The sequence below is a fragment of the Rhizobium sp. BK379 genome (assembly GCF_014193955.1).
Taxonomy (GTDB): Bacteria; Pseudomonadota; Alphaproteobacteria; order Rhizobiales; family Rhizobiaceae; genus Rhizobium.
In genome coordinates this window covers 413,416-438,682 of sequence record NZ_JACIAD010000006.1, presented here as the reverse complement: position 1 = coordinate 438,682, position 25,267 = coordinate 413,416, and the positions used below count along the sequence as shown (strand labels likewise).

At 59.3% G+C, this 25,267-nt stretch carries 23 protein-coding genes; 11 read left to right on the top strand and 12 right to left on the bottom strand.

Translation table 11 applies throughout. From position 1 onward, the window contains the following. Positions 1–165: 165 nt before the first annotated feature. The 9 genes from queE to msrA all read right to left on the bottom strand — a co-directional run bounded on the left by queE (position 166) and on the right by msrA (position 9,885). Complete coding sequence (gene queE / locus FHT93_RS25985; protein WP_246781727.1) at positions 166–894, bottom strand: 7-carboxy-7-deazaguanine synthase QueE; 729 nt, start codon at positions 892–894, stop codon at positions 166–168. Next, positions 891–1,247, bottom strand: coding sequence for a 6-carboxytetrahydropterin synthase QueD (gene queD, locus FHT93_RS25980; RefSeq protein WP_183850128.1), 357 nt, complete (start codon positions 1,245–1,247; stop codon positions 891–893). Before queD ends, queE begins: the two co-directional genes overlap by 4 nt. Continuing rightward, on the bottom strand, positions 1,247–1,957 hold the full coding sequence (gene queC / locus FHT93_RS25975; protein WP_183850126.1) for a 7-cyano-7-deazaguanine synthase QueC: 711 nt from the start codon (positions 1,955–1,957) through the stop codon (positions 1,247–1,249). Before queC ends, queD begins: the two co-directional genes overlap by 1 nt. 259 nt (positions 1,958–2,216) lie before the next feature. Then, positions 2,217–2,759, bottom strand: a complete 543-nt coding sequence (locus FHT93_RS35705) for a hypothetical protein (protein ID WP_246715546.1) — start codon at positions 2,757–2,759, stop codon at positions 2,217–2,219. A 19-nt stretch (positions 2,760–2,778) separates the two neighbouring features. Continuing rightward, positions 2,779–3,963, bottom strand: a complete 1,185-nt coding sequence (locus FHT93_RS25965; protein ID WP_113210150.1) for a hypothetical protein — start codon at positions 3,961–3,963, stop codon at positions 2,779–2,781. A 44-nt stretch (positions 3,964–4,007) separates the two neighbouring features. Next, positions 4,008–4,751, bottom strand: coding sequence for a TfuA-like protein (locus FHT93_RS25960; RefSeq protein WP_183850124.1), 744 nt, complete (start codon positions 4,749–4,751; stop codon positions 4,008–4,010). 9 nt (positions 4,752–4,760) lie between these two features. Beyond that, positions 4,761–5,900, bottom strand: a complete 1,140-nt coding sequence (locus FHT93_RS25955) for a YcaO-like family protein (RefSeq protein ID WP_246781726.1) — start codon at positions 5,898–5,900, stop codon at positions 4,761–4,763. A 64-nt stretch (positions 5,901–5,964) separates the two neighbouring features. Beyond that, positions 5,965–9,039, bottom strand: coding sequence for an AAA family ATPase (locus tag FHT93_RS25950; protein WP_183850122.1), 3,075 nt, complete (start codon positions 9,037–9,039; stop codon positions 5,965–5,967). 333 nt (positions 9,040–9,372) lie between these two features. Beyond that, positions 9,373–9,885, bottom strand: coding sequence for a peptide-methionine (S)-S-oxide reductase MsrA (gene msrA, locus FHT93_RS25945; protein WP_029868850.1), 513 nt, complete (start codon positions 9,883–9,885; stop codon positions 9,373–9,375). Between the two features lie 310 nt (positions 9,886–10,195). Here msrA and FHT93_RS25940 point away from each other — a divergent pair, with 310 nt between their 5' ends. Next, positions 10,196–11,182 carry an aminoglycoside phosphotransferase family protein gene (locus FHT93_RS25940; RefSeq protein ID WP_183850120.1) on the top strand — a complete coding sequence of 329 codons (987 nt, stop codon included), beginning with the start codon at positions 10,196–10,198 and terminating at the stop codon, positions 11,180–11,182. A gap of 50 nt (positions 11,183–11,232) precedes the next feature. Here the strand turns inward: FHT93_RS25940 and FHT93_RS25935 are convergent, their stop codons facing one another. Together FHT93_RS25935 and FHT93_RS25930 are read right to left on the bottom strand one after the other, a co-directional pair. Then, positions 11,233–12,351, bottom strand: coding sequence for an NAD(P)/FAD-dependent oxidoreductase (locus FHT93_RS25935; RefSeq protein ID WP_113014462.1), 1,119 nt, complete (start codon positions 12,349–12,351; stop codon positions 11,233–11,235). A gap of 117 nt (positions 12,352–12,468) precedes the next feature. Beyond that, entirely contained in the window at positions 12,469–13,572 is a 1,104-nt protein-coding gene (locus FHT93_RS25930) for an NADH:flavin oxidoreductase/NADH oxidase (protein WP_183850118.1), read from the bottom strand. A 97-nt stretch (positions 13,573–13,669) separates the two neighbouring features. On the opposite strand from FHT93_RS25930, the gene FHT93_RS35700 reads away from it, so the two are divergent. After that, entirely contained in the window at positions 13,670–14,257 is a 588-nt protein-coding gene (locus FHT93_RS35700) for a hypothetical protein (RefSeq protein ID WP_246781725.1), read from the top strand. A 107-nt stretch (positions 14,258–14,364) separates the two neighbouring features. After that, on the top strand, positions 14,365–15,261 hold the full coding sequence (locus FHT93_RS25920; RefSeq protein WP_183850116.1) for a LysR family transcriptional regulator: 897 nt from the start codon (positions 14,365–14,367) through the stop codon (positions 15,259–15,261). A 52-nt stretch (positions 15,262–15,313) separates the two neighbouring features. Here FHT93_RS25920 and FHT93_RS25915 read toward each other — a convergent pair whose 3' ends face one another. After that, positions 15,314–16,285, bottom strand: a complete 972-nt coding sequence (locus FHT93_RS25915) for an alpha/beta hydrolase (RefSeq protein ID WP_183850114.1) — start codon at positions 16,283–16,285, stop codon at positions 15,314–15,316. A gap of 286 nt (positions 16,286–16,571) precedes the next feature. Here FHT93_RS25915 and FHT93_RS25910 point away from each other — a divergent pair, with 286 nt between their 5' ends. From FHT93_RS25910 to ugpC, 8 genes are all read left to right on the top strand, one after another. Next, positions 16,572–17,486, top strand: coding sequence for a sensor domain-containing diguanylate cyclase (locus FHT93_RS25910; protein ID WP_183850177.1), 915 nt, complete (start codon positions 16,572–16,574; stop codon positions 17,484–17,486). Between the two features lie 38 nt (positions 17,487–17,524). Further along, positions 17,525–17,878 (top strand): hypothetical protein, encoded by a 354-nt coding sequence (locus tag FHT93_RS25905; RefSeq protein ID WP_113208335.1) that lies wholly within the window; start codon positions 17,525–17,527, stop codon positions 17,876–17,878. 183 nt (positions 17,879–18,061) lie between these two features. Next, positions 18,062–19,087, top strand: coding sequence for a LacI family DNA-binding transcriptional regulator (locus tag FHT93_RS25900; protein WP_112546201.1), 1,026 nt, complete (start codon positions 18,062–18,064; stop codon positions 19,085–19,087). Positions 19,088–19,127: 40 nt separating this feature from the next. Next, complete coding sequence (locus FHT93_RS25895; protein WP_112546200.1) at positions 19,128–20,366, top strand: sugar ABC transporter substrate-binding protein; 1,239 nt, start codon at positions 19,128–19,130, stop codon at positions 20,364–20,366. An 82-nt stretch (positions 20,367–20,448) separates the two neighbouring features. After that, positions 20,449–21,360, top strand: a complete 912-nt coding sequence (locus FHT93_RS25890; RefSeq protein ID WP_112969037.1) for a sugar ABC transporter permease — start codon at positions 20,449–20,451, stop codon at positions 21,358–21,360. Continuing rightward, on the top strand, positions 21,360–22,223 hold the full coding sequence (locus FHT93_RS25885) for a carbohydrate ABC transporter permease (RefSeq protein WP_112546198.1): 864 nt from the start codon (positions 21,360–21,362) through the stop codon (positions 22,221–22,223). Before FHT93_RS25890 ends, FHT93_RS25885 begins: the two co-directional genes overlap by 1 nt. Before the next feature lie 27 nt (positions 22,224–22,250). Beyond that, on the top strand, positions 22,251–24,179 hold the full coding sequence (locus FHT93_RS25880) for a glycoside hydrolase family 127 protein (protein ID WP_183850112.1): 1,929 nt from the start codon (positions 22,251–22,253) through the stop codon (positions 24,177–24,179). Position 24,180: 1 nt separating this feature from the next. After that, positions 24,181–25,257, top strand: a complete 1,077-nt coding sequence (gene ugpC, locus FHT93_RS25875) for a sn-glycerol-3-phosphate ABC transporter ATP-binding protein UgpC (RefSeq protein ID WP_183850109.1) — start codon at positions 24,181–24,183, stop codon at positions 25,255–25,257. The last annotated feature ends 10 nt before the right edge of the window (positions 25,258–25,267 follow it).

Below are 25,267 nucleotides of genomic sequence, written 5' to 3'. Positions count from 1 at the left end.
TTCAAGGCAGCCGACCTATTAAATTGGTCTGACATCTTAGCATTTCTGAAAGATGGGAAGCCGTCAAGGCAGTTTTGCGTTCCTCTCAACAGATAGATGGCGACGCCGCAGGGACCGGCGACAAGGTCGCAAATCCCGACGGTCCGAGATTTTCCTTGGAGGCGATCACACGCCCCGCATGTTTCCCCAGAGCAGAACGTGGAGCTGCGGGAGAACGCGCGCGTCGAACCACCGGTCCGAGGCGACCCGGTCGACCAGCCACCGCATGCGGTTGAGAATGCCGTCGAGATCGATCAACACTCCATCTTCCACCGGCGGCGTGTGATTGCCCGGCTGGAGAAAGATCGGAAGCTCTTCGAACTGCCTGGCGACCGATCTTGCAAAGGCGTAGTCACGCTCATCGAAGATGACGATCTTCATAGCGATCCTGGGACCATTGCGTGCAGCTGCCACGCACTCCCTTAGTTCACCCGCCTTGAATTCCATGCCGCTGGACGGTGGTTTCGGGCTAAGGATCAAATGATCCAATTCTGCAAACCAGACCTGGGCGATCGAGCCCTGTGTTTCCAAAGCGAATTGATAACCGTCGCGCTTTCCCCTGGTTATCAGCGGCCCAAGTGGCTGAATTGCCGGGTTTCCGCCAGACAGGGAAATCGTCAGCGGACAGCCCTGAGAGAGCGCTTCCACTTTCGACCAGATGTCGTCGACCGACATCGGCGTCCACTCGTCGCGGAATGCGCTGTCGATGGCATGGAGGGTATCGCACCATTCGCAGCGATAGTCGCATCCGCCCGTTCTGACGAAGACAGTCGGAAGGCCTATGAGCGGCCCTTCCCCCTGGATCGTCGGTCCGAATATTTCGCTGATGCGGATCTTTTGCTCCCTGACTGTCATGGGCGATATTCCGCCCATGTCTTCGGCGTCTCGCTTACCCTGACCGCCGAGGTTTCCGGCAGCCTTTCCTTGCACCAGTCGTAAAAATGCTTGGCGAGCCATTCTGACGTTACCCGATCATGGCCCAGCGCATCGTTGAGATGTCGATGATCGAAGCCTTCGTCGATGTACCGTTTGAGAGGCGCAAGCTCGTGATAGTCGCGGACAAAGCCGTCCTCGTTCAATTCGGAGGCGGCAAGCTCGACCTCGACGATATAATTGTGCCCGTGGAGACGCGCGCACTGATGGTCGTCGGGAAGATGGGACAGCTGATGCGAGGCGGAAAAATGGAACTCCTTGGTGATCCGGTACATCACTTCGCCTCTTCTGCTCTGTACCCACCCGTCGCAGCAATCCAGAAATCCGGATCGTCATAGACGGTCGGATCCTCGACATCGGCGAGATGGAAAGCTTCGCGACGCTCGACGCAAGTGCCGCATCTTCCGCAATGCAGGCGACCGCCCCTATAGCAAGACCAGGTCTCCGCAAATGGCGTTCGGTGCCTGGCGCCATCGATGACAATGTCGGCCTTCGTAGCGTTCACATAGGGAGCGAGCAATCTGACGTTTGCATAGCCCTCGAGCGCATGCTGTTGCATGACCTCGAACGACGAAATGAAACCCGGCCGGCAGTCGGGGTAGATGAAATGGTCTCCGCCATGGACCGCGATCGCCACGGCGTCTGCCCGACGTGCTGCGGCCAGCCCGAATGCAATCGCCAGCATGATGGCGTTCCGGTTCGGCACGACCGTTGCCTTCATCGTCTCCTCAGCATAGTGGCCGTCTGGCACCTCAATATCGTCCGTGAGGGCGGAGCCGGTCAGGTGCTTGCCCACGTTCGAGACGTCTATGATGTCGTGCGGAACGTCGAGCTTCTGTGCGCAGAGAGCCGCGAATTCCAGCTCTTTGACATGCCGCTGACCGTAGTTGAAGGAAATCAGCCCGATCAGCTGGTGGCTCGCCGCGATCTTGTATGCAAGCGAAATGGAGTCGAGTCCGCCTGAGCAGACGACAAGTACTTTCATTTTAGGATCCCTTGTTTTGTTGAACCGGGTGGGCTGCGACCGGTTAGCGGAGGCACGTACTAAACTTCCGATGCCGCAAAGTCCAGTAACTTTGCCGGCAGGAACCATCAATGCCGAAGCACCTGCAGGGCATGCGGGACGCCTCTCGCGAAGACAGACCGTCGCGTCGTGTCGGACCGGGACGAGCAGATGACGCCTGCTCTCCGTCCTGGCGTCGAACGGAGAGCAGGCAGGCCTTGATCCGGACGCTTGCCGGTTCTCAATCGCGAAGCCGCTGCGGCGCCAGCGATTGCGTCTGCGCATAGGCGAGCGGCGAGCGGTTACCGGGAAGGTTCTCGTCAAGGATCAGCGTCTTGATATCGTCGGAGCGCACATCGAGCGCAATCACGCGTTCGAGTTTGTCCAGCGACCAGACGGAATAGCCGAGTGCGTTCGAGTAGCCGCAATCGCATCCGCAGTCATCTCCCTCTATTTCCGTGGCCTTGACCGGGAGATACATGATCCGCGGTTTCGGGAGTTTGTAGCAGTGTCCCTCATAGGCATAGCCATAGATCACGCCGATGCTGACTATGTCGACCTTCCCGGGATCGATCAGAATGTGGCAGTTGTCCACCCTGAGCTTGATCTTGTCCTTGCCAGCTTCAACGCCACCATCCCGGATAGGTTTTGCCTGGGCAGCTTCGGATCGCTGCTGGGCTTCGTCGGGCGGACAATATTCGTTTCGTCCATAGAGACGAACCTCGCTTGGATTGAATGGCAGATTGCCTGTTCCGACGAACGGATTTTCAGAACAGCAGCTCATTTTCCCCTCCTGTTCTGGCTCACCTCGAGCCGATGATTTCACGCCATACAAAGTTTTCCTCCAGTTGCGCGGCGGCCCGTATATCCGCAGCCGAGACAATAGCCAGCGCGGCATCCCCAAGACGCATCGCGCCCGGATCCAGCTTATGAAGTGCAGCACCGATTGCCCCTCCCACTGAATCTCTCGCCTTGATCAAGGCGAGCTTGAAGAAAAGCGGTTTGTCGCGAAAAGCCTCCGCTGTCGTTTGCCGGAACCAGTCAAACTCGTCCTGCGTCAGATCGCGAAGATTGACAGAGAGCAGACGATGATCGGCACAGCCGCTGGCCACCAGCTCACGGTGATAGAGTTCGACGATCGTATCGAAGATCGCACCGAGGAAAGGCAGCGAGCGATCATGGGCCTCGGTCGTGACTTGCGACATGCGCCGGAAGTTGGTCGCAAGGCGAATTTGCGTCTCCGGGCTTGTTTCGGCGAAGCGATTGAGCTCGTTGTAAAGCAGGAGATTTCCTTTCGTCCGGCGCAGCAGCCGGTCGATGGCGGATTCGAAATGCAGAAAAGAAATCAACGATATGCTGTCTGAGATGGCCTCGGAGAACGGAAAGAAATCCGCGTCGCGGGAAAGGCTATCTGGAAGCCCCATCTGCGAGAGCGTGACCAGATGGCCGATCTCGTGAGCGATCGTGTCGAAATTCAACGCATAGGGCGATTCTTCGCCACCTGCCTCTGAGCAGCCGAGCTCGATGAAGCCGAAGCCCGCATGCGCATTGTTCCACCGGACAAAGGGAATGATTTCGAGCCTTGAATAGTAATCGGAGAAGAACCAATGCATCGGCCGGGCGAGATAATTGCGCCAGACGTCCAGAACGAAATGCACGCATGCATAAGCATGAACGCCGAGATAATCGCGTGATCTCGGATCAAGGCTGTCAAAATGACCATCAGGGCCGGATCGGACAGAGCGCCGTCGAGGGCCGCCATAAGGGGGAAGACCGCTGAACCCGTAGGGCTCCTTGTCGAAGAGCGGATCGGCGACATACATCAAGATGTCGCTTGGACCATCGCCAATCTCATCGGGCAATATGGACAGCAAGACCCGGTCCGGTTGCTCATAGCCAAGGATAAAAGGCGGCTGGGGAAATATCCAGCATCGCGTTCCAAGAGCCTGCGCGGACTTTTCAAGTGATATGTCGGGATATAATTCCATAGCTCAACTCCTCGGTGAGATGAGTTGTATGGCAATTTATTAAATTAGTAATTTCTAATTAACTTGATGTCAATAGATCCGGCTTCCAGATCGCGAAGGAAAGTATTGGTTATCGTACAGGGCAACTTTTCCTGTTTTAACTTCAAGAGCGCGGGAGCGAGTTGCAGTGCCAGTCTGGCATCGGCTTTCTTCTGCATAATGAGATGGCTGCGAAGCAAGGCTGCCTTCTCCGGCAGCCATTGCGCTGCAATCACCACCTTTCTGAGGGAGCGCTCCCGAAAATTAAGCCGTTGGGCCGCAGCGGTACCGGCATCCATCTCGGCTTTGGAGATCAGGCCATGACGAAAGAGCGCCTTAAAACTGCGCTGAAGGTCGACCATGGCCTCCGTGAGAGGCGTGAAGCCGAGTTCGGCAGGCCCGCATTGGACTGCGACGGCATCTTCCGCCGTCAGCGGCCACCGCCTGTACCAGCGATAGATGAGGCCGACACCGATCATTCCGAACGGGTGCAGTTCTGCAGCCCGGAGCGCGCCCATGCTTGCCGCGCCGATCACCACGATGCCTTGCGACAGCGCCCAGAGAATTTCCTTATGGCGCACGGCGGGTCTGTCTTCGAAGAAACCATCGATCAAGACCATCGCTTTCGGACGAAATGCGTGGGCGGCAAGGATGATGTCTCCCTGCGAAACGGGCTGCAGGTATATCGCGTCGAGAAGGTGCTGCGCTTCCGGCAAACGCAGGGTCGGACCGAGAAAAACGAGTGTTGGGCCTTCCTTGCTCTGATCCATTCCGGATCCTCACCGCTCGACGGAAAAAGGGCGCATGCCAGCAAGGATCGTGCGCACGCAACGAATGTTCGGATCGTTCAGCAAAGCAACCGGAACGGCAAGAACCGGCCCCAGTCCAGCAGCGATGACCCGCTCCAGAAGATCAACGAGGTCGAAAGCCGGCGGCAAAACACCGGGAAAGTCGGTCGATTGAGCGTTTTTGCCTAGGATGAGATCGCGCGCGTCGGCAAGCATTGCCTTGCTCGGCCTCAGATAATGTCTCCGCGTCTGATCGTCACGCGCACCGGATATCGCGCCGGCACGGGCCGCCAGCGCTTCAAGCAGCGCGCCGAACGCCGCCTGATGAATATCAAGACCGGCACAATAACCTTCCGTCGGCAGCGCGAGCGTGGGCTCGCCTTCGCCAGCTTCAATCGTCTGGCACCAGACGACCGGAATCCCTGCTGGCGATGGCGCATACCAGAAGGCAGCCGATATTCCGTGCTCGGCGAGGCGTGACAGAAGATCTTGAGCCGCTGCTCCCAGTCCCGACAACGACAGCCTCATCCGGTCCATAAGGCCGTGGGTTTCGAAAGCACGCGCCATCGCATCCCGCTCTATGCATTCCAGTAGCCCATGCAGCAAGGCGGCAAGGTCTGACCGGTGGCATGCAAGGCCGGTCGTGGTGCGCAAAAAGACGCCGTCACGCCGAGGTGGTGGATCGGTGTAGATCGTATGCACAAGCTCAAACGGCACGGGGGTGAGAGCGCCGGTCGCAATATCGACGCCCATGATCCAGTCAATCTCGCGCTCGCGCCAATTTTCCCGAGAAGCAGCGGGACTGAAACCATCGAAGAATCCGGCGCCAACCTGCAGTCTTTCTGCAGTCGACACGAAGACACGAGAAGCAGGGATTGCCTCGGCGTAATAGCGCTCAAGCGACTCCATGATTGCACCGATGGCAGCAGGCGCCTTGGACAATCCGCGGCCGAGCGAGGTGACTTCGGACAATGCCGCGGGTCGTATGGCCTGGATGACTGGAAGCCCGATCCGGTCGAGGCCGGTCAGGTCGGCGATGCGTGTGATCCGGGCGCGACGACAGAGAGGCAGCAGGGAGCGGAAATAAGCCTCTGCATCTTCGGGGTCCGATCCTGCAGATGTAGGAGACATGCTTCCATCTCTGATCCCGGCATAGAATGCCGAGAGCATCTCGCTGACGCCTGCGGGGCAAATGTCAGAACTCGCCAGCAAGGCCGAGCTCCTTCAAGGACCGTTGCGTCCGGTGCAGCAAGGCAACCGCGCCCTGCTCTTCCGCGATGGCAACGGCGATTCTCAGATCGGACAGGAGCGCCGTCTTTTCAGCCTTGGCGCTCGACAGCAGCAGCGCGCGACGCCGGTGGAGTTCGGCTAGCCAGTAACCATGGCCTGTCGCCCTCGCCTCACGGATCGCGTCGGTGGCGACATCGATCGCAGCTTGATACTTGCGCGCATGGCCGAGCATGGTCGCATGCATATAGAGATAGATCGGCAGATCCGCGACGGCCCCAAGCTCCTTCAGGAGCGCCAAACCCGTGCGGAACATCTCATGACCGCGGGACAGATTTTCAACATGCGCAGTCGCCCATCCGCGAAAGAGCATTGCGAGGGCAGATAAGGATTGCAGTTCGTGTTTCTTCGCGAAATCACCCATCCTGCTGGAAATCTCGATCAGACGAGCATGGTCGTTGCGGTAGAATGCCGATACTGCCTCGGTATCCAGCGAGTGCGCCTTGCTCGGCATATGGGCGATGCTGTCCGCAAAGGCGACCATATCGGCAAGCGCCTTGCTTGAAGCCTCGGTCTGGCCGGTCAGCCAGAGGGATAGCGCCAACTGTCCAAGACCACAGACCTTCGCGTCATGACCGCCGAACACGTTGCGGCTCGCCTTGGCCGCCTCATCGTCGTAAAGCGCAAGCCCCGCCCTTATCGCTTTCTGGGCGTCCTCCTGCCTGCCGACATTGAACTCGATCGCCCAGATTGAATGATTGACCTGGAGTTCGATCTCGCGATCGGCAATTCCTGACAGCATGACCTGAACTTCACGGGCACGGCTGCGCATCTCCATGAAGTTCTGCCCGGTCAGCCACCAACCCCAATAGACCGGAAACCACTTGGGCTGATCCTCCTTGGCCTGGCGTCGTGCCAGCTCGACGCCTTTTTCGTAGAGGATCCGCGCCGGTGCCGAGTTGGGACCGACCGTTGCCGTCAGGAGCGGCCCGAGCTCGGTCAGCACCGAGAGGTACAAGCCATCGGCGGCACCGCCGGGCATGGACTCACACAGCGCCAGGGCGCGTTCAAAATGGTGGCGCGCTTCGACCATCGCCGAACGTCTGGCGAGCTCCTTTCCGGCCTTTATGAACAATGCAATCGCATGCTCCCGGAGGCCTGCGGACTCTGCGTGCTGGGCAAGTGCGCCCGCATCCAGCCAATTTACGACCGGACGATTACTGTTTGCTGCCGTGAACAGGCGCCGGTGGAGAAGCTGACGCTGCGTTTTAAGCAGGCCGTTATAGATGGTCTCCTGGATCAGAGCATGGCGAAAGCCATATGCGACATCGCCATGAGCACGCACGCGGGTCAAGAATCCGGTCTCGCAAAGCGTTTCGGCCGCATGCACGAGCGATTTCCTGCTCGTGTCCGGCAGCAATGCGCGAAGCAGCGGAATGGTGAAACGATCGCCCACAACGGCTCCGGCACGGGCAACGTCTCTGGCCGGACCCAGGTGTTCGAGCCGCAAGTCCAATATTCCTTCGAAGGCGGAAACATGGCTGCGGGATGTGTTTGGAGGCACGCTCATGGCGTCCTTGGACGTTATTTCAGAGGCCCATTGACATATTTCCTCGATGAAAAGCGGCACGCCGCCGGATATGCGCTCGGTTACTTCGAACAGTTGCGGTAGTGCATCCTGGCGATCCGTCGGCCAGCGCGCCGCGATCGCCAGCCGTGTTTCATCGCGATCGAGCGGGCCGAGGGAAATATGTTCCGCGGCGTCCGCGTCGAACATGCCGGCCTCAGAACCGGGTCGGCAGGTGACGATCAGCAGCACAGGCAGCGTGGGCACGAGCCGGGCCACTTCGTGAAGAAGATGCTCGGAAGTCGGATCGATCCAGTGAATGTCCTCGACGGCAATGACCAGCGGCGTTTCCTCGCAGATGACGCTCAATGCCTTTGACAGCGCCTGTCGTGCGCGCTGTTGTATCACTTTGGGGGAACTGCCTGCGAGAGCTTCATTGCGCCCATCGGCACCGAGCAGATAAGAAAAAATGTCGATGACGTCCGGATCCTGAATACCCTGTCGAGCGAATTGGGCGGCAACCATATCGACCGTCAGGCGTCCGCCGTCAGCGGTTTCGGATCGGCGCTGGGGGAAACTGTTAAGCAGCGGGTGAAGCGTCGAGCGAACGCCTCCCGGCAGGCATTGGAAGAGCAGCGATCTTGCGGGCTCCGCATGGATCATTCGCCTGACTTGCCGAAGCATCCGCGACTTCCCGATACCGGCCTCGCCGGTGATGACAAGGATCCTGCCCTTGCCTTCAGCGGCGGCGGTCCAGGCTTGCCCGATCCGTTCGAGTTCGTGGACACGGCCAATGAAAGTACCGTCCAGCCTTCCGAAGGCGTGAAACCGGTCGACCTCCCGTTTGTGGCCGATCGCTCTCCAGACGCTTTCGGGCTCCGAGAAGCCTTTCAACAGGCGCGTACCCTCCGATACGAAGGCGTGGGAACGACCGGCGAGGTTTCGTGTCTCGTCCGAAACCAGGACGGTGTTTGGCTGGGCAGCGGCCTCGAGCCGTGTTGCAAGAGCGAGTGCGGCACCCGTGACGGGCTCGTGTATCCAGTTCTGCAACTGCGCTTCCCGGATGAGGGCAACGGAAGTGGCGACCCCCACACGCACTTGCACGTCGTCGCGTTTGAGATCGCGGGCAAGGCGCTGGCACGCTTCAACGATTCCAAGGCCGGCGCGGATCGCAGCCGATGCTGCATCTCTCGGTCCGAGTTCGATCGGGAAAAGCGCCACTCCGCCGTCCCCGGCTTCGACCCGGATGACGCCGGAATGCGCGGTGATGGATTGGCGCGCCGCCTGCAGGAAGGCCGCCAGCAGATCCTGGTAGTCTTCGAGATCCATCAGATTGAAGAGATTTGTAGAGCCGACCAGATCATAGCAAAGCGCAGTCACGACCCGCCGCTCGCCATGAATTTCAGAAGAGCGGCTATCGCCGGTCGTGATACTTGCAGACCGCCCCTGTTTATCGATTGGCGTGTCGCGAGTCATACGCGGCTCCTGCCTTCAAAACATCGACAATCACTTCTATTCAAGCAAACGATAACATACGTTTTCCGCATTGTCGGCGGACAAAATGCATGATCGCTGGAGCGTGGAATGGCGCTGGAAAAAGCGCCAGCGGGGCGTGCAATTTCCTCGCATCGCCCTCGCCGAAAGCGGTGGATGTCACGATGGCGGCAGCACCCAAGCGATATGATCAAACAAGGGTTTGATCATGATGCGGAGGCCATACGGACAGATTGAAATGATCTCGTGAATCAAAACGGCGGCCCGGAAGGCCGCCGCTCGTCAAATCCGTTCAATTTTCCCGGTCGACAACGCTCAAGCGACGTTCGACTGCCGCTTCGGCAATTTCCAGCCCGGACGAGCGAAGTGGCATGTGTAGCCATTCGGAATACGTTCGAGATAGTCCTGGTGTTCCGGCTCGGCTTCCCAGAAATCGCTGACGGGAACGACTTCCGTCACGACCTTCCCGGGCCAGAGGCCCGAAGCATCCACATCGGCGATCGTGTCCTCGGCAATGCGATGCTGGGTCTCGTCAGCATAGAAAATTGCGGACCGATAGCTTGCGCCAATGTCATTGCCCTGACGATTGCGGGTCGATGGATCATGGATCTGGAAGAAGAATTCCAGGATATCGCGATAGCTCGTCTTTTGCGGATCGAAAATGATCTCGATCGCTTCGGCATGGTTGCCGTGATTGCGATAGGTTGCATTGGGGACTTCGCCACCGGTGTAACCGACGCGCGTTGAAATAACGCCGGGAAGGCGTCGAATAAGGTCCTGCATTCCCCAGAAGCAGCCGCCAGCAAGTACTGCACGTTCTGTTGTCATAGAACTTTCCTTTCCAATGCGCGAGTTGGACGGGAATCGTCAGGTGCGCTTCGTTGACGCCTATATGGGTATTCGGCTCAATAATCGCCAGTCCACCACAGTGACATCGAAACCTTCATCAAGAGACGTCCGGCCTCCAGAAGCTCGCAAAGCCAAGGCATATTTCGACGGAACGAGATTGACCAGCTGTATTGGGCACAGCATTCTGCGCCCACTCCGCGCCGACCGATCATCCGGGTGGCTTTTTCCAGTACGCAACTTCTGGCCTCGCATCTTGAAAATGGCTGCGCGCGTCGTCCAGGGACTACAGATGGCACCGGAAAGACGAACGACCTTGGAGCTCGATAGGGAAACCATCCAGCGGATCGTCCAAAATCTCGATCCTGGGCTTGTCGCCGACGGCTTTGCCCGCCTTCATGGCGGCAGCACGGAGGTCTACAGGATCGACTTCGCCGGCGCTGACCGCGAACCGCTGGTGCTCAAAATTTATCCCGACGAACCTGAATGGGGACCGGCCAAGGAGAAGCTTGTGGCCGGCTGGTTCACGGAGCTGACACCGCTTGCGCCAAAGTGGCTTGAGATCGACGAGTCGCGAAGCCTCTTGCCGCTGCGATATGCCTTGCTGCCGCTGTTGCCCGGCCGCTCGCTGCGCGGCTGGGTGGCGGAGCCGGATATCGACAATGCCTACCGCCAGATGGGTGCATTGCTGAGACATATCCATGCAATGCCGATGCCGGCCTACGGCTACGTACTCGGCCACGGGATCGCCAAATCGATGCCGACGAATGCCGACTATATGACATCAGCATTCGAGGATGTGTTCCGGCGGTTCCGCGACTTCGGCGGCGATGCCGATCTTGGGCGTCGTCTGCAGCAACTGGCAGAAGGAAGCATCGACCTCCTGCGGGAAAGCAGCGGTGCCGTCCTCTGCCACGATGATTTTCATCAGGGCAATGTGCTGGCCCTGCGCACCGATCCAGGCGGACTTCAGCTCAGTGGGCTTGTCGATTTCGGCAATGCGCGGGCAGCGGACAAGCTCTTCGATCTTGCAAAGGCGCTCTTCTGTTCGGCACATGAAGATCCGCGCAGCCGGAAACCCATCCTCGAGGGCTACGGTGCTCTCGATCATCCCGATATCGAGCGGGCGCTCTGGCTCTATACGCTGTTCCATCGGGTCAGCATGTGGTGCTGGCTGACGAAGCTCGGCCTCGAACCCACCAACGAAAACGGTCCCGGCGGATTGATCCGGGATCTCCGCACGATGTCCACGGGACTTGGCTCTTGGCGTCGTTGCTGAAGCCGCCATTCCCGACATTGGCGCTCATGGGATTTCGATCCGAGCTTCGTTCATCGCTCCGCTATCGATCGGGCAATGCTGATAGCTTCGATGCCGATTTGACGCAAAAGGCCCGTTGAGGCCGGATTGAACCCGCAGAAATAAAGACCGTCACTCCTTGGCTGGAGGTCTCCCCTTTTCGGCCTGTCGGCGCCATCAAATCTCTCGACGAAATCCGGCAATACGGCTTCCAGCGAGGGACGGTAACCAGTCGCCAGGACGATGGTGTCGAAATCCGCCGATCGGCCATCGGCGAAATGCACTTGGTGACGATCCGAGCTTTTAATGCCCGGGTAGATCCTGATCCTTCCGATCCTGATCTCTGCCATGGTTCCAATATCGATCAAAGGTGTACGATCTTTCTCGGCGATATTGGTCAGAGGACCATCCGTGGATTTTTGCAGCCCCAATCTCTCCATGTCGCGGTAGCGCAGACGCAGAAGCGGCGCGTTGACGGCATCGACCAGGCGGTAAGGAAAGTAACGTTGCGCAATGGCGATTGTCGCGGTCGGAATTCCGAACATTTCCAGTGGGACGATGTTTACCGGCCCGCGCACGGACATGCCGATCTCAAGACCCTCCTCAGCGCATTCGAGCGCGATCTCGCCTGCTGAATTGCCAAAGCCGACGACGAGCACCCGGCCCCCGCCAAGTGCCTTTGCATTGGCGAACTCCGAGGAATGCAGGATCTTCCCGGCGAAGCTCTCCTGGCCTTTCCAGACCGGCCTTATCGGGGCTTTGGAAAGCCCGGTCGCGATCACCACGGTTCGGGCGTCGAAGGCGTCTCCATCGATCGTCTCGACGATCCAGCCTTGCTCCCGCCGGATACGCGTGACCGATTTGCGAAACCGTATCCTGACATCGTTGGCGCGCGCATAGGTTTCGAGATAGTCGATCACCTGCAGCCGTGAGGGATACCTTGGAAACTCTCCCGGCATGGGCATTCCGGGCAGCCCTGAATGGGCCTTGGCGGTATGCAGATGCAGCCGATCATAGTGCCTTCGCCACGAGGCAGCCAGATTGTCTGCACTCTCGAGAATTAACGAGGAGCGGCCATTTTTTCTGAGCGCCGCCGCACAGGCAAGACCGGCGGGACCTGCTCCGACGATCACTGTGCCCGTATCGGTCATGAGCCCCTCCCGCCCATTTATCGCAGCCGGAAGGGTACATCATAATCATGGTGTCAAACAGCCGCCTGAACGCTCACGCAGACAGCGTTTTCCGCGCGCGGATATTTGCGCTCGGTCCTATTTCGCAAACAGGCTTTTGAGCTGCGGCGGCTGGCAGCGGAGATATTGATTGGCTGCCTTGACCTGCCCGCCGAGCTCGGCGGCTGCATGCCAGGGCCAGCGAGGATCGTAGAGGATGGCTCGCGCAAGTGCGATGAGGTCCGCATCGCCGGTCGCCACGATTGCCTCGGCTTGCGTCGGCTCTGTGATCAGGCCGACGGCGATGACCGGCATTTTGACGGCACTTTTGATTGCTCGTGCGAGCGGCACCTGGTAGCTCGGGCTGATCGGGATCGCCTGGGAGGGATGCAGGCCGCCGCTCGATACGTGGATGGCGTTGCAGCCCCTTGCTTCGAGCATCCTGGCAAATTCCACACTCTCGGAAATCTCCAGACCACCTTGGACCCAATCGGTCGCAGAAACGCGCATCGTCACCGGCCGATCGGAGGGAAAGGCATCCCTCACGGCGTCGAGAACCTCCAGCGGAAAGCGGGCGCGGTTTTCCAGCGAGCCGCCATAGTCGTCGGTTCGCTGGTTCGACAAGGGCGACAGGAACTGGTGCAGCAGATAGCCGTGAGCGCCATGGATCTGAACGGCATCAATGCCGATTTTCGCCGCCCGCCGTGCGGCAGCGGCAAAGGCATCGCGGACCCGCTTCATGCCTTCGCGATCGAGCGCAGTTGGCGGCACGTAGTTCGGGTTGAAGGCAACGGCGGAAGGTGCCTCGGTCTGCCATCCGTTCGGATCGGTCGGCGCGAACTGAGCGCCGCCTCTCCAGGGAACCTCGGTCGAGGCTTTGCGGCCGGCATGCGCCAACTGCACGGCGATTGGCATATCCGACCATTTCCTGATGCTTTCGAGCGTACGGGCCATCGCGGCTTCGGAGGCGTCATCATAAAGGCCGACATCGGCAAAGGTGATGCGTCCTTCGGGAACGACAGCGGTTGCCTCAATGGTCAGAAGTGCGGCACCGGAAAGCGCCAACTGGCCGAGATGGATCAGATGCCAGTCCGTCATGCAGCCGTCGACGGCCGAGTACTGGCACATGGGCGCGATCACGATACGGTTGGCGAGTTCAAGACTGCGCACGGTGAAAGGAGAAAACAGGACGGGTTGGGGCATGGCGTTCCTCGAAGCTGAATGCAGTTGTCTCGGTTTATAGCACTCTGTCGGCGTTTTAAGACGGTTAGCAGAGCCTCCGCGTGTCAGGAACTGTTCTTTGGTGTGGGTCCGCTTTTGCAAAAAAGCCTCAGCGGAGCGGCTTTGTCCGATTGTTTCGCTATTGGAAAGAAAGTCTTCAACAGAACCCCTGTTCAAGCCCAATGCGGCCAGGTGTACCAATGCGTCGACGGTGTTCCGTCTGCGAATGGCCAACGGCTCGCGATCGCTCCACCAGCCAAAGCGTCACCCGACATCTTTGCCGACAGGCTCGAAACGCGAGCGAAGAGACGACCGCTATTCGCAGCCTATGGAGAATGAAGTGAGTAAAGATCTCATAACCCCGATCATGCGCGTACAAATCGAACTGGCCATCGCAAACGCGAGACATGATCCCCACGCCGTCCGATTGCTGGAGGCGGAGGCGAAACATCTGGCGTTGAGCGGCGCGGAGATCGATGCTGCAAAACGCGGAGGCAGCTTCGACCTGCTTGTCGATATCGCCGTGAAATGCGCACTGGCGATCGAAGCCGGTGACGACGAGGCAAGCATGGTCGCGAGTCGGCAACTGATGGCTTTCGGCGTTCCGGACATCGCGTCGGAACTGCCCACCCTCATCAGGAGACTGGACCCATCGCCCGCCAGATAAAAGATTGCCGTTCAGCGGCTTGCGCTATGGGACCGATAGATTGCGATCGGAATAAAAGCGTTTAAAGCTTGGTGCGGGACCGAGATTTTCACGAGAATGTGGGGCGCATGGATCGATGGCAGGCAATGAGGGTCTTCGTGAAGGTTGCGGAGGCTGAGAGCTTTGCAGATGCAGGACGGCAACTCCATATGAGCCCGCCGGCAGTCACACGCATCGTGTCCACCCTGGAAGAGGTCATTGGGACACGCCTCCTGGCGCGCACGACCCGATCTGTCAAGCTGACGGAAGCCGGTGCCCAGTATTTTGCGGACTGCCAAAGACTTCTCGCCGATCTCTCGGAGGCGGAAGCCATCGCTGCCGGCACCTACGGCAAACCGACGGGCACCCTCACCGTCACGACCTCGGCCATGTTCGGGACAATGTTCGTCCTGCCGCTGATGACCGAATATCTCGATCTTTACCCTGATGTCATCGGTCGTGGCTTGTTCGTCGACCGGGTTGTCAGCATGGTGGATGAGGGCATCGATGTGGCCATCCGTATCGGCCATCTGCCGGACTCGGGCCTCACCGCAACACGTGTCGGCCAGGTGAGGCGTGTCATATGCGGGTCGCCCATCTATTTTGAAAAGCACGGTGTCCCGATAAGCCCAAGCGATCTGTCGCGCCATCGCATCATCGCATCGACCAGTGCATGGACATCGCTAGAATGGCGTTTCGGCGTGCAGAAGAAGTCGACTGTGCGGGTCAATCCGCGCCTCTTCTGCAGCACCAATGAAGCTGCCATCTCGGCGGCGGCCTCCGGCTGGGGCCTGACGCGCGTCCTGTCCTATCAGATCGCACCGCAGCTTGAGGCAGGTGAACTGCGCACGATCCTGTCCGATTACGAGGAAGAAGCCCTGCCGATCCACGTCGTTCATCCGGAAGGCCGGCATGCTTCGGCAAAAGTACGGAGCTTCATCGATTTTGCGGTGGGAAAACTGAGGTCCAACAGGCACTTCAATTAGCAAAGGCCCGCGCATTCATCTCTGAATGCGCGGGCTCTCGTATAAGCGAGTTTTACTTTGCGACCTTGCGGTCGAGGAAGTCGTGAATAAGCGGCGCCATTTCATCCAGCTTGTCTTCGAGGGCAAAATGGCCGGTATCGAGGAGGTGCATTTCGGCGTCCGGAAGATCACGCAGGTAAGGATGTGCACCGTCTTCGGGGAAGATCTTGTCGTTCTTGCCCCAGACGATCAGCGTCGGCGGCTTGCGTTCGCGGAAGAAGGCCTGAAACTGCGGATAGAGCGGGACATTCGTGCCGTAATCGTGGAAGAGATCGAGCTGGATATCCTTGTTGCCGGGACGGTCGAGCAGGGCCTGATCGTGAACCCAGTTGTCGGGGCTGATGCGGGTGAGGTCCTTGACACCGTCCGTGTACTGGAACTTGGTGGTCTCGAGGACCACAAGATTGGACAGGGCCTCGCGCTTTTCCTTGGAGTCATCGGCCCAGTAAGCCTTGATCGGATCCCAGAACTCTCGCAGGCCTTCTTCATAGGCATTGCCGTTCTGGACGATCAGCCCGCTCACCCGTTCGGGATGCTTGAGAGCCAGGCGGTAGCCGACTGGTGCGCCATAATCCATGAGATACATGGCATACTTCTTGGCGCCGAGCTGGTTCATGAGCGTATCGACCATGTCTGCGTAATGGGCGAAAGTGTAAGCGAACTTGGTGTGATCGGGTGCATCGCTCTGACCGAAGCCCGGATAGTCCGGCGCGATGACGTGATACCGATCCGCGAGCAGCGGAATGAGATTGCGGAACATGTGCGAGGATGTCGGGAAGCCGTGCAGAAGCAGGACGATCGGACCATCCGACGGACCGGCTTCACGATAGAACATGTTGACGCCATCGATCTTGGCCGAACGATAGTGCACGGTCACCGGCACCTGCTGGGTGATCGCAGCCTGCTTGGCAGGAGCGGCGACAGCTTGGGAAAGGGGAGCAAAGCTGACAGTTGCCAGCATCAGCGAAAGGATCAGTCTGTTCATCTCAGTTCTCCGTTTTGACAAATTCGCCAACAGCCCGTGCTGGCCTGGGACCAACAATAGCCATTCACCGGAATCCGTTAATCTGCAGAATGCGGAAGGTATTATTCCACTTGGAGGAATAATTGCAGCCTGGCAGGAATTGCACCGCAACTGTTGATGATGTCAGAACGGTCTGCGCATATGCAGACCGGCTAACTGTTTCTTCACGCGGGGCGGATAGTGCAAGCTGATGATGATCTGTTCTGAGGGCATGATGACCTTGGCTGACACGGAAGCAATGTTGCAAATGGCGCAGCTGATGGACGTTGCGGGCGTCATGGTTGCGGTCTACGACCAGGATGACCGGCTGCGTTTTGCCAATCGCGCGTTTCGCGATGCCTGGTTTGTCGCAGAAGAGGAACAGCCCCAATGGGCCGAGCTGATGCGGCGCAACTTTCACGCCCGCCGCGGAACGATCATTGCCGCGACCGACTTTGAGAGCTGGCTGTTGTCGACGCTTGCCCGCCGAGGGAAAAGCGGGTTTCGCGCCTTTGAGACCGACCTTCATGACGGCCGTTGGTTATGGATGACCGAAACCATGCAGGCCAATGGCTGGATGCTCTGTATTGCGAGCGACGTAACATCGATCCGCTCCGATCAGAGGACGCTGCGGCAAGATCGCGACAGCGCAATCAAGGCCGCCCAGACCGACGAGCTGACAGGCATCCCGAGCAGACGTTTCGTGATGTCAAAACTCGAGGAGCTGGTGCGCAATTATGGCCACCAGCCCGAGAAAGTCGGTTGCCTCGCAGTTCTCGACATCGACAATTTCAAATATATCAATGATCGTTTCGGCCATACTGCAGGCGATGCCGTTCTCAAGGATTTCGCCGCTACGCTGCAGAAAATGGTGCGCAAGACCGATATTCTCGGCCGCGTGGGCGGCGAGGAATTTGTTCTGGTTCTTCCGAACACGGCTCCCGAGGAAGCGGCAGAAATCGTCAATCGCATGCTGGTTGCCGTCAGACAGTCCCGTCCGCTGGCCGACCAACTCAGCTTCCGCTACAGTTTTTCCGCAGGTATTGCCTGTGTCATGAGCGGAGACTATGCCAATGATATCTATCGCAGGGCCGACCTGGCGCTCTATGCGGCCAAGATGAGGGGTCGCGACCAGATCAGCATCGATCCCCATGCGCACCCGCTTGGGCGACAGAAATCATAGACAAGCCTGCCAGTCGGGCCATAAGCTAGGGAATTTCAATGGTCGAAAAGATTGCGCCCACCTCGCCCACCGCACCCTCCTCGGCCACACACGTAAACCACAGCACCTCCATCGGCTCCGAACCGGACAATGCCTGGGTCGCCGAGCGACAGGCAAAGATCACCGCCGGCAGTGGAAAAAAAGACGAGCGTCATTCCGCTGACAGCGACGAAGACCGTATCGATGCGGATGATGATCCGGCAGCGGGCCGGCATCTGGACCATCATTCCACCCACCTCCATGTAGAGGCCCCTGATCCGGACGAAGAACGTCTGTCCGGTGAGAGCGAGCGCATCGGCAGCGGCAACCTGGATGAAGATGTCCCGTTCGGCGACCACGTCGGCTATCTCTAAGTGATTGCGTTCGCACACTAACAAGCCCGCAGCGCCAGGCTTCGACCAAAAGCCGGCTCATCATCTGCCATCGTACGTCCATCTTCTGCAGCCCGCTCAAGATCAAAGCAATTGCGCAAACCTTTTCCCACTTGACAATTCTGTTGAGAAAAGCTTTTCTCATCGCAAGCTCGACGGGAGGGGTTGCTGGAGACAACGGGAGAAAAAAGAGGCCGGATTACCATTCATGACGTCGCGGCGGCAGCTGGAATCAGCATCTCGACGGCATCGAAGGCGCTCAACGATACAGGCCGGATGGGACTGGAAACGCGCGAGCGGGTCAAGCGCATAGCGGCAGAGATCGGATACAGACCGAACGCTTTGGCGAGAGGGCTGCTCAGCAAGCGCAGCTTCACGATCGGGCTTCTTACCAACGATACCTATGGTCGCTTTACCCTGCCGGTCATGGCCGGCATATCGGATGCTCTCGTTGATCACGGCGTTTCGGTTTTCCTGTGCGCGATCGAGGAGGATCCGGCACTCGGTCAGATTCATGTGGAGGCGATGCTCGACAAACAGGTCGACGGCATTATCGCCACAGGAAAGCGTCTGGACAGACGGCTGCCGATCGATCTGTCGAATTTGAACGTGCCCGTCGTCTACGCCTTCACGGAGGGAGCGCCGGGAACCGTGACGTTCAGTTCTGATGATGCGCAGGGCGCGCGGCTTGCCATCGAATGGCTGGCAAAGCTCGGGCGCAAGCGGATCGTGCATGTCACCGGACCGGAGAATTTCTTTTCGGTACGTGAGCGTGCCGATGCCTATCGTAAGGTTGCGGGAGAGGAGCGGCCGGTTCTGTTTGGAGCCTGGTCGGAAAGCTGGGGCCACGAAGCCGTCGCAAGATTGTGGAGCGGCAGCGGCGAAAAGCCCGACGGCATCTTCTGCGGCAACGACCAGATTGCGCGCGGCGTCATCGATGCGCTGCGCGAGCGCGGTATTCGGGTGCCGCAGGATGTTTCGGTGGTCGGCTTCGACAATTGGGAGATTGTCGCCGGCCAGACGCGCCCGCCGCTGACGACGGTCGATATGGAATTGAAGGAACTGGGGCGGCAGGCCGGATTGACGGTTCTGGCGCTTGCGGAGGGACGTCCGGTGGAGCCTGGCATCAGGAAACTGCCGTGCCGTCTCGTCGTGCGGCAGTCATGCGGGGGAGACACCCTCGGAATATAGCAACGGCGCGAAGGAGACGCGCCTTATTGGGAGGAGAGCCATGATGAAGCGTCTATTGGTGGCAACCAGCCTTGCCACACTCTGCCTGGTTTCGACAGCTTCGGCTGCCGAAAAGATCGAAATGTGGGTCCGCACCGGTATCGGCGATGCCTTCAACAAGGTCGTCGAGTCCTATAATGCGAGCCATGAAAACAAGGTCGTCACCACCGAAGTGCCCTTCGGCGAACTGGTGCAGAAATATGCAACGGCAATCGCCGGCGGCCAGGCGCCTGATGCCCTGTCGATGGACCTGATCTACACACCGGCCTTTGCCGCGGCAGGTCAGCTCGAAGACCTGACGGACTGGGCCAAGAGCCTGCCCTATTTCAATTCGCTGTCGCCGTCGCATGTCAAGCTCGGCACCTATCAGGACAAGATCTACGGCCTGCCGCTTTCAGTCGAAACCTCTGTCTTCGCCTGGAACAAGGACCTCTACAAGAAGGCCGGTCTTGACCCCGAAAAGGCGCCCGCGACCTGGGAGGAAATCGAGGCGAACGCTGAAAAGATCCGCAAGCTCGGCGACGATACCTATGGCTTCTACTTCTCGGGCGGTGGCTGTGGCGGCTGCATGATCTTCACGTTCACGCCACTCGTCTGGGGTGCCGGTGCCGATATCCTTTCGGAGGATAGCAAGACCGCGACGCTCGATACTCCGCAGATGCGCAAGGCGGTCGGCTTCTATCGCGATATGGTGAAAAAGGATCTCGTTCCGGCAAGTGCAGCAAGCGACAATGGTACGAGCTTCCTGAGCTTCACCAACGGCAAGATCGGCCAACAGAGCCTCGGCGCCTTTGCCATCGGTACGCTGGTCACCAAGTATCCGGATATCAACTTCGGCGTGACATTGATCCCCAGCGTCGACGGCAAGACTTCGTCCTTTGCCGGCGGCGACAATTTCGTCATCACCAAGGGCACGAAGAAGATCGATGCGGTCAAGGAATTCCTCGAATACATCTATTCGATGGACGGCCAGAAAGTCCTGGCGAAATACGGCAGCCTGCCGACACGCGGCGATATTGCCGACCAGGTGCTTGCCGGGCTCGACCCCCGCATGCAGGTGGGCCTGAAGGCAATCGCTGTGGCCAAGACACCCTACACGCTGCAGTTCAATGATCTGATCAACAGCGCCAACGGACCTTGGGCGACCTTCACCAACGCAGCAATCTTCGGTGACGACGTCGATGGCGCATTCTCGAACGCCCAGTCCGAGATGCAGTCCATCATCGACAGCGGCCAATAACTCTCCCGGCCGTGGCCGGGGGACGGTGGCAGTTCCCCGGCCGATTCAAAGCTAGAAGACCTTATAAAATGCGGAGGTTTCGATGACCGGTTCCGGTCCTCAGCGCACGCGCGCTGTCCGAAAACGGCGAAGGTCGCAATGGCGCGGCTTTCTCTACATTGCGCCCGCCATGGCGCTCGTCATCGTCTTCTTCGTCATGCCCGTGCTGTTCACCGGCTGGATGAGCCTGCACAACTGGCCGCTGATGGGCGCCTCGCGCTGGATTGGTTTTGCCAACTATACCCGCATGTGGAACGACAGCCGCTTTATGGCAGCTCTGAATTTCACCGCCTACTACACCGTCATCGTGACCATCGCGATCTTTGCGATCGCCTTCCCGCTGGCAATCTTCGTCGAAAAGGAACGCCGCTTCGTCAGCACCTACCGGACGATCATCTTCCTGCCCGTCGTGGTGGGACTGGCGACGGCGTCGCTTCTGTGGGTCTGGCTTGCCAATGTCGATAGCGGCTTCTTCGGCCCTGCCCTTCGCGCACTCGGCCTCGTCGAGCGAAGCCCTAATATCATGGCAAGCTTCGATACCGCCTTCGCGACCATCATCGTCATGGTCGTCTGGAAGATCGCAGGTTTTACGATGATCATCCTGCTGACCGGGCTGCAGGCCATTCCGTCCGAACTGACGGAGGCCGCCCGCATCGATGGCGCCGGGCGCTGGCAGCGCTTCCGGCATCTCACCCTGCCGCTGATGCGCAAAACGATTGCGCTAGCGCTGATCGTCTCGGTCACCGGGTCGATCCTTGCCTTCGACCAGTTCTACATCATGACCTCGGGTGGACCTCAGAACAAGATGATCTCGGTCGTCTATTACATCTTCAACCAGTCCTTCGTATCCTTCAATCTGGGCTACGGGTCCGCCCTGTCGATCGCTCTTCTGGCGATCCTGGTTGCGATATCCATCGTCCAGCTCTGGCTGCTGCGTGTCGGGGAGGAACGCTGATGATCTCCTCACGGGAACGCCGCGCCCGCAAGCGCTTCAGGTCGCAATCGGCCTATCATGTCGCCGGGATCGCCATTTCGATCTTCTTCCTGGCGCCCTTCATCATCACGCTCTTTGCCTCGTTCCGACACGGTACGGAGTCGAGCCTGCCGCCGCTGCCCCCATGGCCGACGACAGGTGTCAGCTTCGATGCCTACGCGCTGCTCGATACGTTCGGCGCCGGCATCTGGCGGCACATGATCAACTCGCTCTTCGTTTCGCTGGCAACGGTACTGTTGACGGTCGCGGTCAGCCTGCTCGCTGGCTATGGCTTCTCTCGCTACCGCTTCCCGCTGAAAAATGCCCTCTTCGTGCTGATCATCGCGACGCTGATGATCCCGTTCCAGTCGATCCTGACGCCGCTCTTCATCATCCTGGCAAAGCTCGGCCTCAACAACTCGCTGCTGGGGCTGACCCTCGTCTATGTCACGCTGCAACTTCCCTTCTCCGTCTTCATGATGCGCAACGCCTTCGACGCGGTGCCGAAGGAGATCGAGGAGGCAGCACGCATCGACGGTGCCCGGGATCTGAGACTGCTGATCCGCGTGCTTCTGCCCCTGGTGCTGCCGGGTATTGCGACAGTCGCGATCTTTGCCTTCCTCAATGCCTGGAATGAATTCCTGGCCGCCCTCGTGCTGCTCTCCAGCAACGAGAAATACACGCTTCCCGTCCTGATGACGGCGGTGCGCGCCGGGCGCCTCGGCGCCATCAACTGGGGCGCGGTCCAGGCCGGCGTCGTCGTCATGACGATCCCCTGCCTGATCGTTTTCCTGCTCCTGCAACGCTACTACATGCGCGGGCTGATGGCCGGCGCGGTGAAATGATGACCTTTCAACAAAATGGATGAAGCCATGAACCAGCTGAAAAGAGATCGCCAGTTCCGTCCCCTGCCCGTGCCAAGTGTCGAATTGCAGGGGCTGTTTGGCGATCGCCAGGACGCGATCTGCGATTCCACCGCCGAAACGCTGCTCGACCGCTGTGTCGAGGCCGGCATGCTGCAGGCAATCGACGTGACGCAGCCGAGCCCCGGCGTCGTCATTCCGATCGGTCCCTGGGGCGGCACGACGCAGATGTTCTGGGACAGCGATCTCGGCAAGTCGATCGAGACCGTTGCCTATTCACTCTACCGCCGGCCCAATCCGCAACTCGAGGCTCGCGTCGACCAGATTATCGACATGTATGAGAAACTCCAGGACAAGGACGGCTATCTGAACGCCTGGTTCCAACGCGTGCAGCCGGGCCGGCGGTGGACGAACCTGCGCGACCATCACGAGCTCTATTGCGCCGGACACCTGATCGAAGGCGCCGTCGCCTATTACCAGGCGACCGGCAAGAAGAAGCTGCTCGACATCATGAGCCGCTATGCCGATTACCTGATCACGGTCTTCGGCCACGGCCCCGGCCAGTTCCCCGGATATTGCGGCCACGAAGAGGTAGAACTTGCGCTGGTCAAGCTGGCGCGTGTCACCGGCGAGAAGAAATATCTCGACCTCTCGAAGTTCTTCATCGACGAGCGCGGCACCGAACCGCATTTCTTCACCGACGAGGCTGCCCGCGACGGTCGCAGTGCTGCCGATTTCCACCAGAAGACCTATGAATATGGCCAGGCTCATCTGCCGGTGCGCGAACAGAAGAAGGTCGTCGGCCATGCGGTGCGCGCCATGTATCTCTATGCCGGCATGGCCGATATCGCGACCGAATATAACGATGATACGCTGACATCAGCACTCGAGACTCTCTGGGACGACCTGACAACCAAGCAGATGTATGTCACCGGCGGCATCGGCCCGGCCGCCTCCAACGAAGGCTTTACCGACTATTACGACCTGCCGAACGAAAGCGCCTATGCAGAGACCTGCGCCTCCGTCGGCCTCGTCTTCTGGGCGAACCGCATGCTCGGCCGCGGTCCAAATCGTCGCTACGCCGATATCATGGAGCAGGCGCTCTACAACGGTGCCATGGCCGGCCTTTCGCTCGACGGCACGCGCTTCTTCTACGAGAACCCGCTGGAAAGTGCCGGCAAGCATCACCGCTGGATCTGGCACCATTGCCCTTGCTGCCCGCCGAACATCGCCCGCCTGCTCGCCTCCGTCGGCTCCTATATGTATGCGATCGCCGAAGACGAGATTGCCGTCCATCTCTACGGGGAAAGCAGGGCACGTTTTGATCTTGCCGGCGCCAAGGTCGAGCTTTCCCAGCAGACCCGCTATCCCTGGGATGGCGCGATCCATTTCGATGTGGCAGTCAACCATCCCGCCCGTTTCGCGCTGTCGCTACGCATACCGGAATGGGCCGAAGGTGCGGCGCTCTCCGTCAACGGCGAAAAACTCGATCTGCAATCCGTCGTCATCGATGGTTATGCGCGTATCGAGCGCGATTGGAAGAGCGGCGACAAGGTGGATCTCTCGATCCCGCTGACCGCCCGTAAGCTCTTTGCCAACCCGCTGGTCCGCCAGGATGCCGGCCGCACAGCCCTGATGCGCGGTCCGCTCGTCTATTGCGTCGAGGAGACCGACAATGGCGAGGGGCTGAATGGCATTACCCTTTCCGCCGATGTCTCGCAGGCGAAGACAACAGAAATTGCAGGCCTTCGCGGGGCAGTCGCTCTCGACCTTCCTATCAGCCGCGACACGGCCGATTGGGGCGCCGCGCTCTACCGTACGTCTCCGCCTACCGCAAAACAGGCGAGCGCGCGTTTCGTGCCCTATCCTTTCTGGGATAATCGCGAACCGGGCGAGATGCTCGTCTGGGTCAGAGCCGGAGAGGCGCGCGGTGAATAAAATGGCGGATACGGGCGTCGTGCTGACCGAAATTCGCAAGAGTTTCGGCAATCTGGAAGTCATCCACGGCATCGACCTAACCATATCGGACGGGTCCTTCGTCGTCTTCGTCGGTCCCTCCGGATGCGGAAAATCGACGCTGCTGCGCATGATCGCGGGGCTGGAGGATGTCACCGACGGCGAGATCGAGATCAAGGGGCGTAACGTCACCGATCTCGATCCCTCCGACCGCGGCATCGCCATGGTCTTTCAGTCTTATGCGCTCTATCCGCATATGAGTGTGCGCGACAATCTCGCCTTCGGCCTGAAAATGGCGCGGACGCAGGCCTCGGAGATCGAGGCCCGCGTCAAGGCGGCCTCGGCGATCCTGAAGATCGACCATCTGCTTGACCGCCGACCGGGCCAGCTATCTGGTGGACAGCGGCAGCGCGTGGCGATCGGCCGTGCGATCGTCCGAAAGCCGGAGGTCTTTCTTTTCGATGAACCGCTGTCGAACCTCGATGCAGAATTGCGTGTCTCCATGCGCATCGAGATCGCCAGGCTCCACCGTGAGCTCGGCAATACGATGATCTACGTCACGCACGACCAGACCGAGGCAATGACCCTTGCCGACAAGATCGTCGTGCTGCGTGACGGGCATATCGAACAGGCGGGAACACCGCGCGAGATCTACGAAAGACCCAATAATGTCTTTGTTGCCGGCTTCATCGGTTCGCCGCGCATGAATCTGCTCGAGGCAAGCTGGGCGGGTGACGGCAGCATTCTGGTGGCAGGCAACCGCATTCGTTCGCCGATCGGGGGCGCGGGCCTGACGGCGGGCCAGAAGATCACGCTCGGCGCGCGGCCGGAACATCTGAGCATTGCCGAACCGCGGGATGGGGTTCTGGCGGCAAGGGTTGATTTCGACGAATATCTCGGCGGGACTCAATTCCTCTACTGTCAGCTTGGCGACAGTCAGCCTCTCACTGTCGAATATAGAGGATCTGGCGACATCGCAACCGGCAGTCAGCTCGCTTTCATCTGTGATCCTGCCCACCTCCATATCTTCAGCGCCGATGGCACGCGGCTCGACAAATAAATGCCGGCAG

What these genes read in the sequence shown, in the direction of transcription:
- queE (WP_246781727.1), bottom strand. Translation starts at nt 894, where the DNA reads ATGACAGTCAGGGAGCAAAAGATCCGCATCAGCGAAATATTCGGACCG.
- queD (WP_183850128.1), bottom strand. Translation starts at nt 1,247, where the DNA reads ATGTACCGGATCACCAAGGAGTTCCATTTTTCCGCCTCGCATCAGCTG.
- queC (WP_183850126.1), bottom strand. Translation starts at nt 1,957, where the DNA reads ATGAAAGTACTTGTCGTCTGCTCAGGCGGACTCGACTCCATTTCGCTT.
- FHT93_RS35705 (WP_246715546.1), bottom strand. Translation starts at nt 2,759, where the DNA reads ATGAGCTGCTGTTCTGAAAATCCGTTCGTCGGAACAGGCAATCTGCCA.
- FHT93_RS25965 (WP_113210150.1), bottom strand. Translation starts at nt 3,963, where the DNA reads ATGGAATTATATCCCGACATATCACTTGAAAAGTCCGCGCAGGCTCTT.
- FHT93_RS25960 (WP_183850124.1), bottom strand. Translation starts at nt 4,751, where the DNA reads ATGGATCAGAGCAAGGAAGGCCCAACACTCGTTTTTCTCGGTCCGACC.
- FHT93_RS25955 (WP_246781726.1), bottom strand. Translation starts at nt 5,900, where the DNA reads ATGTCTCCTACATCTGCAGGATCGGACCCCGAAGATGCAGAGGCTTAT.
- FHT93_RS25950 (WP_183850122.1), bottom strand. Translation starts at nt 9,039, where the DNA reads ATGACTCGCGACACGCCAATCGATAAACAGGGGCGGTCTGCAAGTATC.
- msrA (WP_029868850.1), bottom strand. Translation starts at nt 9,885, where the DNA reads ATGACAACAGAACGTGCAGTACTTGCTGGCGGCTGCTTCTGGGGAATG.
- FHT93_RS25940 (WP_183850120.1), top strand. Translation starts at nt 10,196, where the DNA reads ATGGCACCGGAAAGACGAACGACCTTGGAGCTCGATAGGGAAACCATC.
- FHT93_RS25935 (WP_113014462.1), bottom strand. Translation starts at nt 12,351, where the DNA reads ATGACCGATACGGGCACAGTGATCGTCGGAGCAGGTCCCGCCGGTCTT.
- FHT93_RS25930 (WP_183850118.1), bottom strand. Translation starts at nt 13,572, where the DNA reads ATGCCCCAACCCGTCCTGTTTTCTCCTTTCACCGTGCGCAGTCTTGAA.
- FHT93_RS25920 (WP_183850116.1), top strand. Translation starts at nt 14,365, where the DNA reads ATGGATCGATGGCAGGCAATGAGGGTCTTCGTGAAGGTTGCGGAGGCT.
- FHT93_RS25915 (WP_183850114.1), bottom strand. Translation starts at nt 16,285, where the DNA reads ATGAACAGACTGATCCTTTCGCTGATGCTGGCAACTGTCAGCTTTGCT.
- FHT93_RS25910 (WP_183850177.1), top strand. Translation starts at nt 16,572, where the DNA reads ATGGCGCAGCTGATGGACGTTGCGGGCGTCATGGTTGCGGTCTACGAC.
- FHT93_RS25905 (WP_113208335.1), top strand. Translation starts at nt 17,525, where the DNA reads ATGGTCGAAAAGATTGCGCCCACCTCGCCCACCGCACCCTCCTCGGCC.
- FHT93_RS25895 (WP_112546200.1), top strand. Translation starts at nt 19,128, where the DNA reads ATGATGAAGCGTCTATTGGTGGCAACCAGCCTTGCCACACTCTGCCTG.
- FHT93_RS25890 (WP_112969037.1), top strand. Translation starts at nt 20,449, where the DNA reads ATGACCGGTTCCGGTCCTCAGCGCACGCGCGCTGTCCGAAAACGGCGA.
- FHT93_RS25885 (WP_112546198.1), top strand. Translation starts at nt 21,360, where the DNA reads ATGATCTCCTCACGGGAACGCCGCGCCCGCAAGCGCTTCAGGTCGCAA.
- FHT93_RS25880 (WP_183850112.1), top strand. Translation starts at nt 22,251, where the DNA reads ATGAACCAGCTGAAAAGAGATCGCCAGTTCCGTCCCCTGCCCGTGCCA.
- ugpC (WP_183850109.1), top strand. Translation starts at nt 24,181, where the DNA reads ATGGCGGATACGGGCGTCGTGCTGACCGAAATTCGCAAGAGTTTCGGC.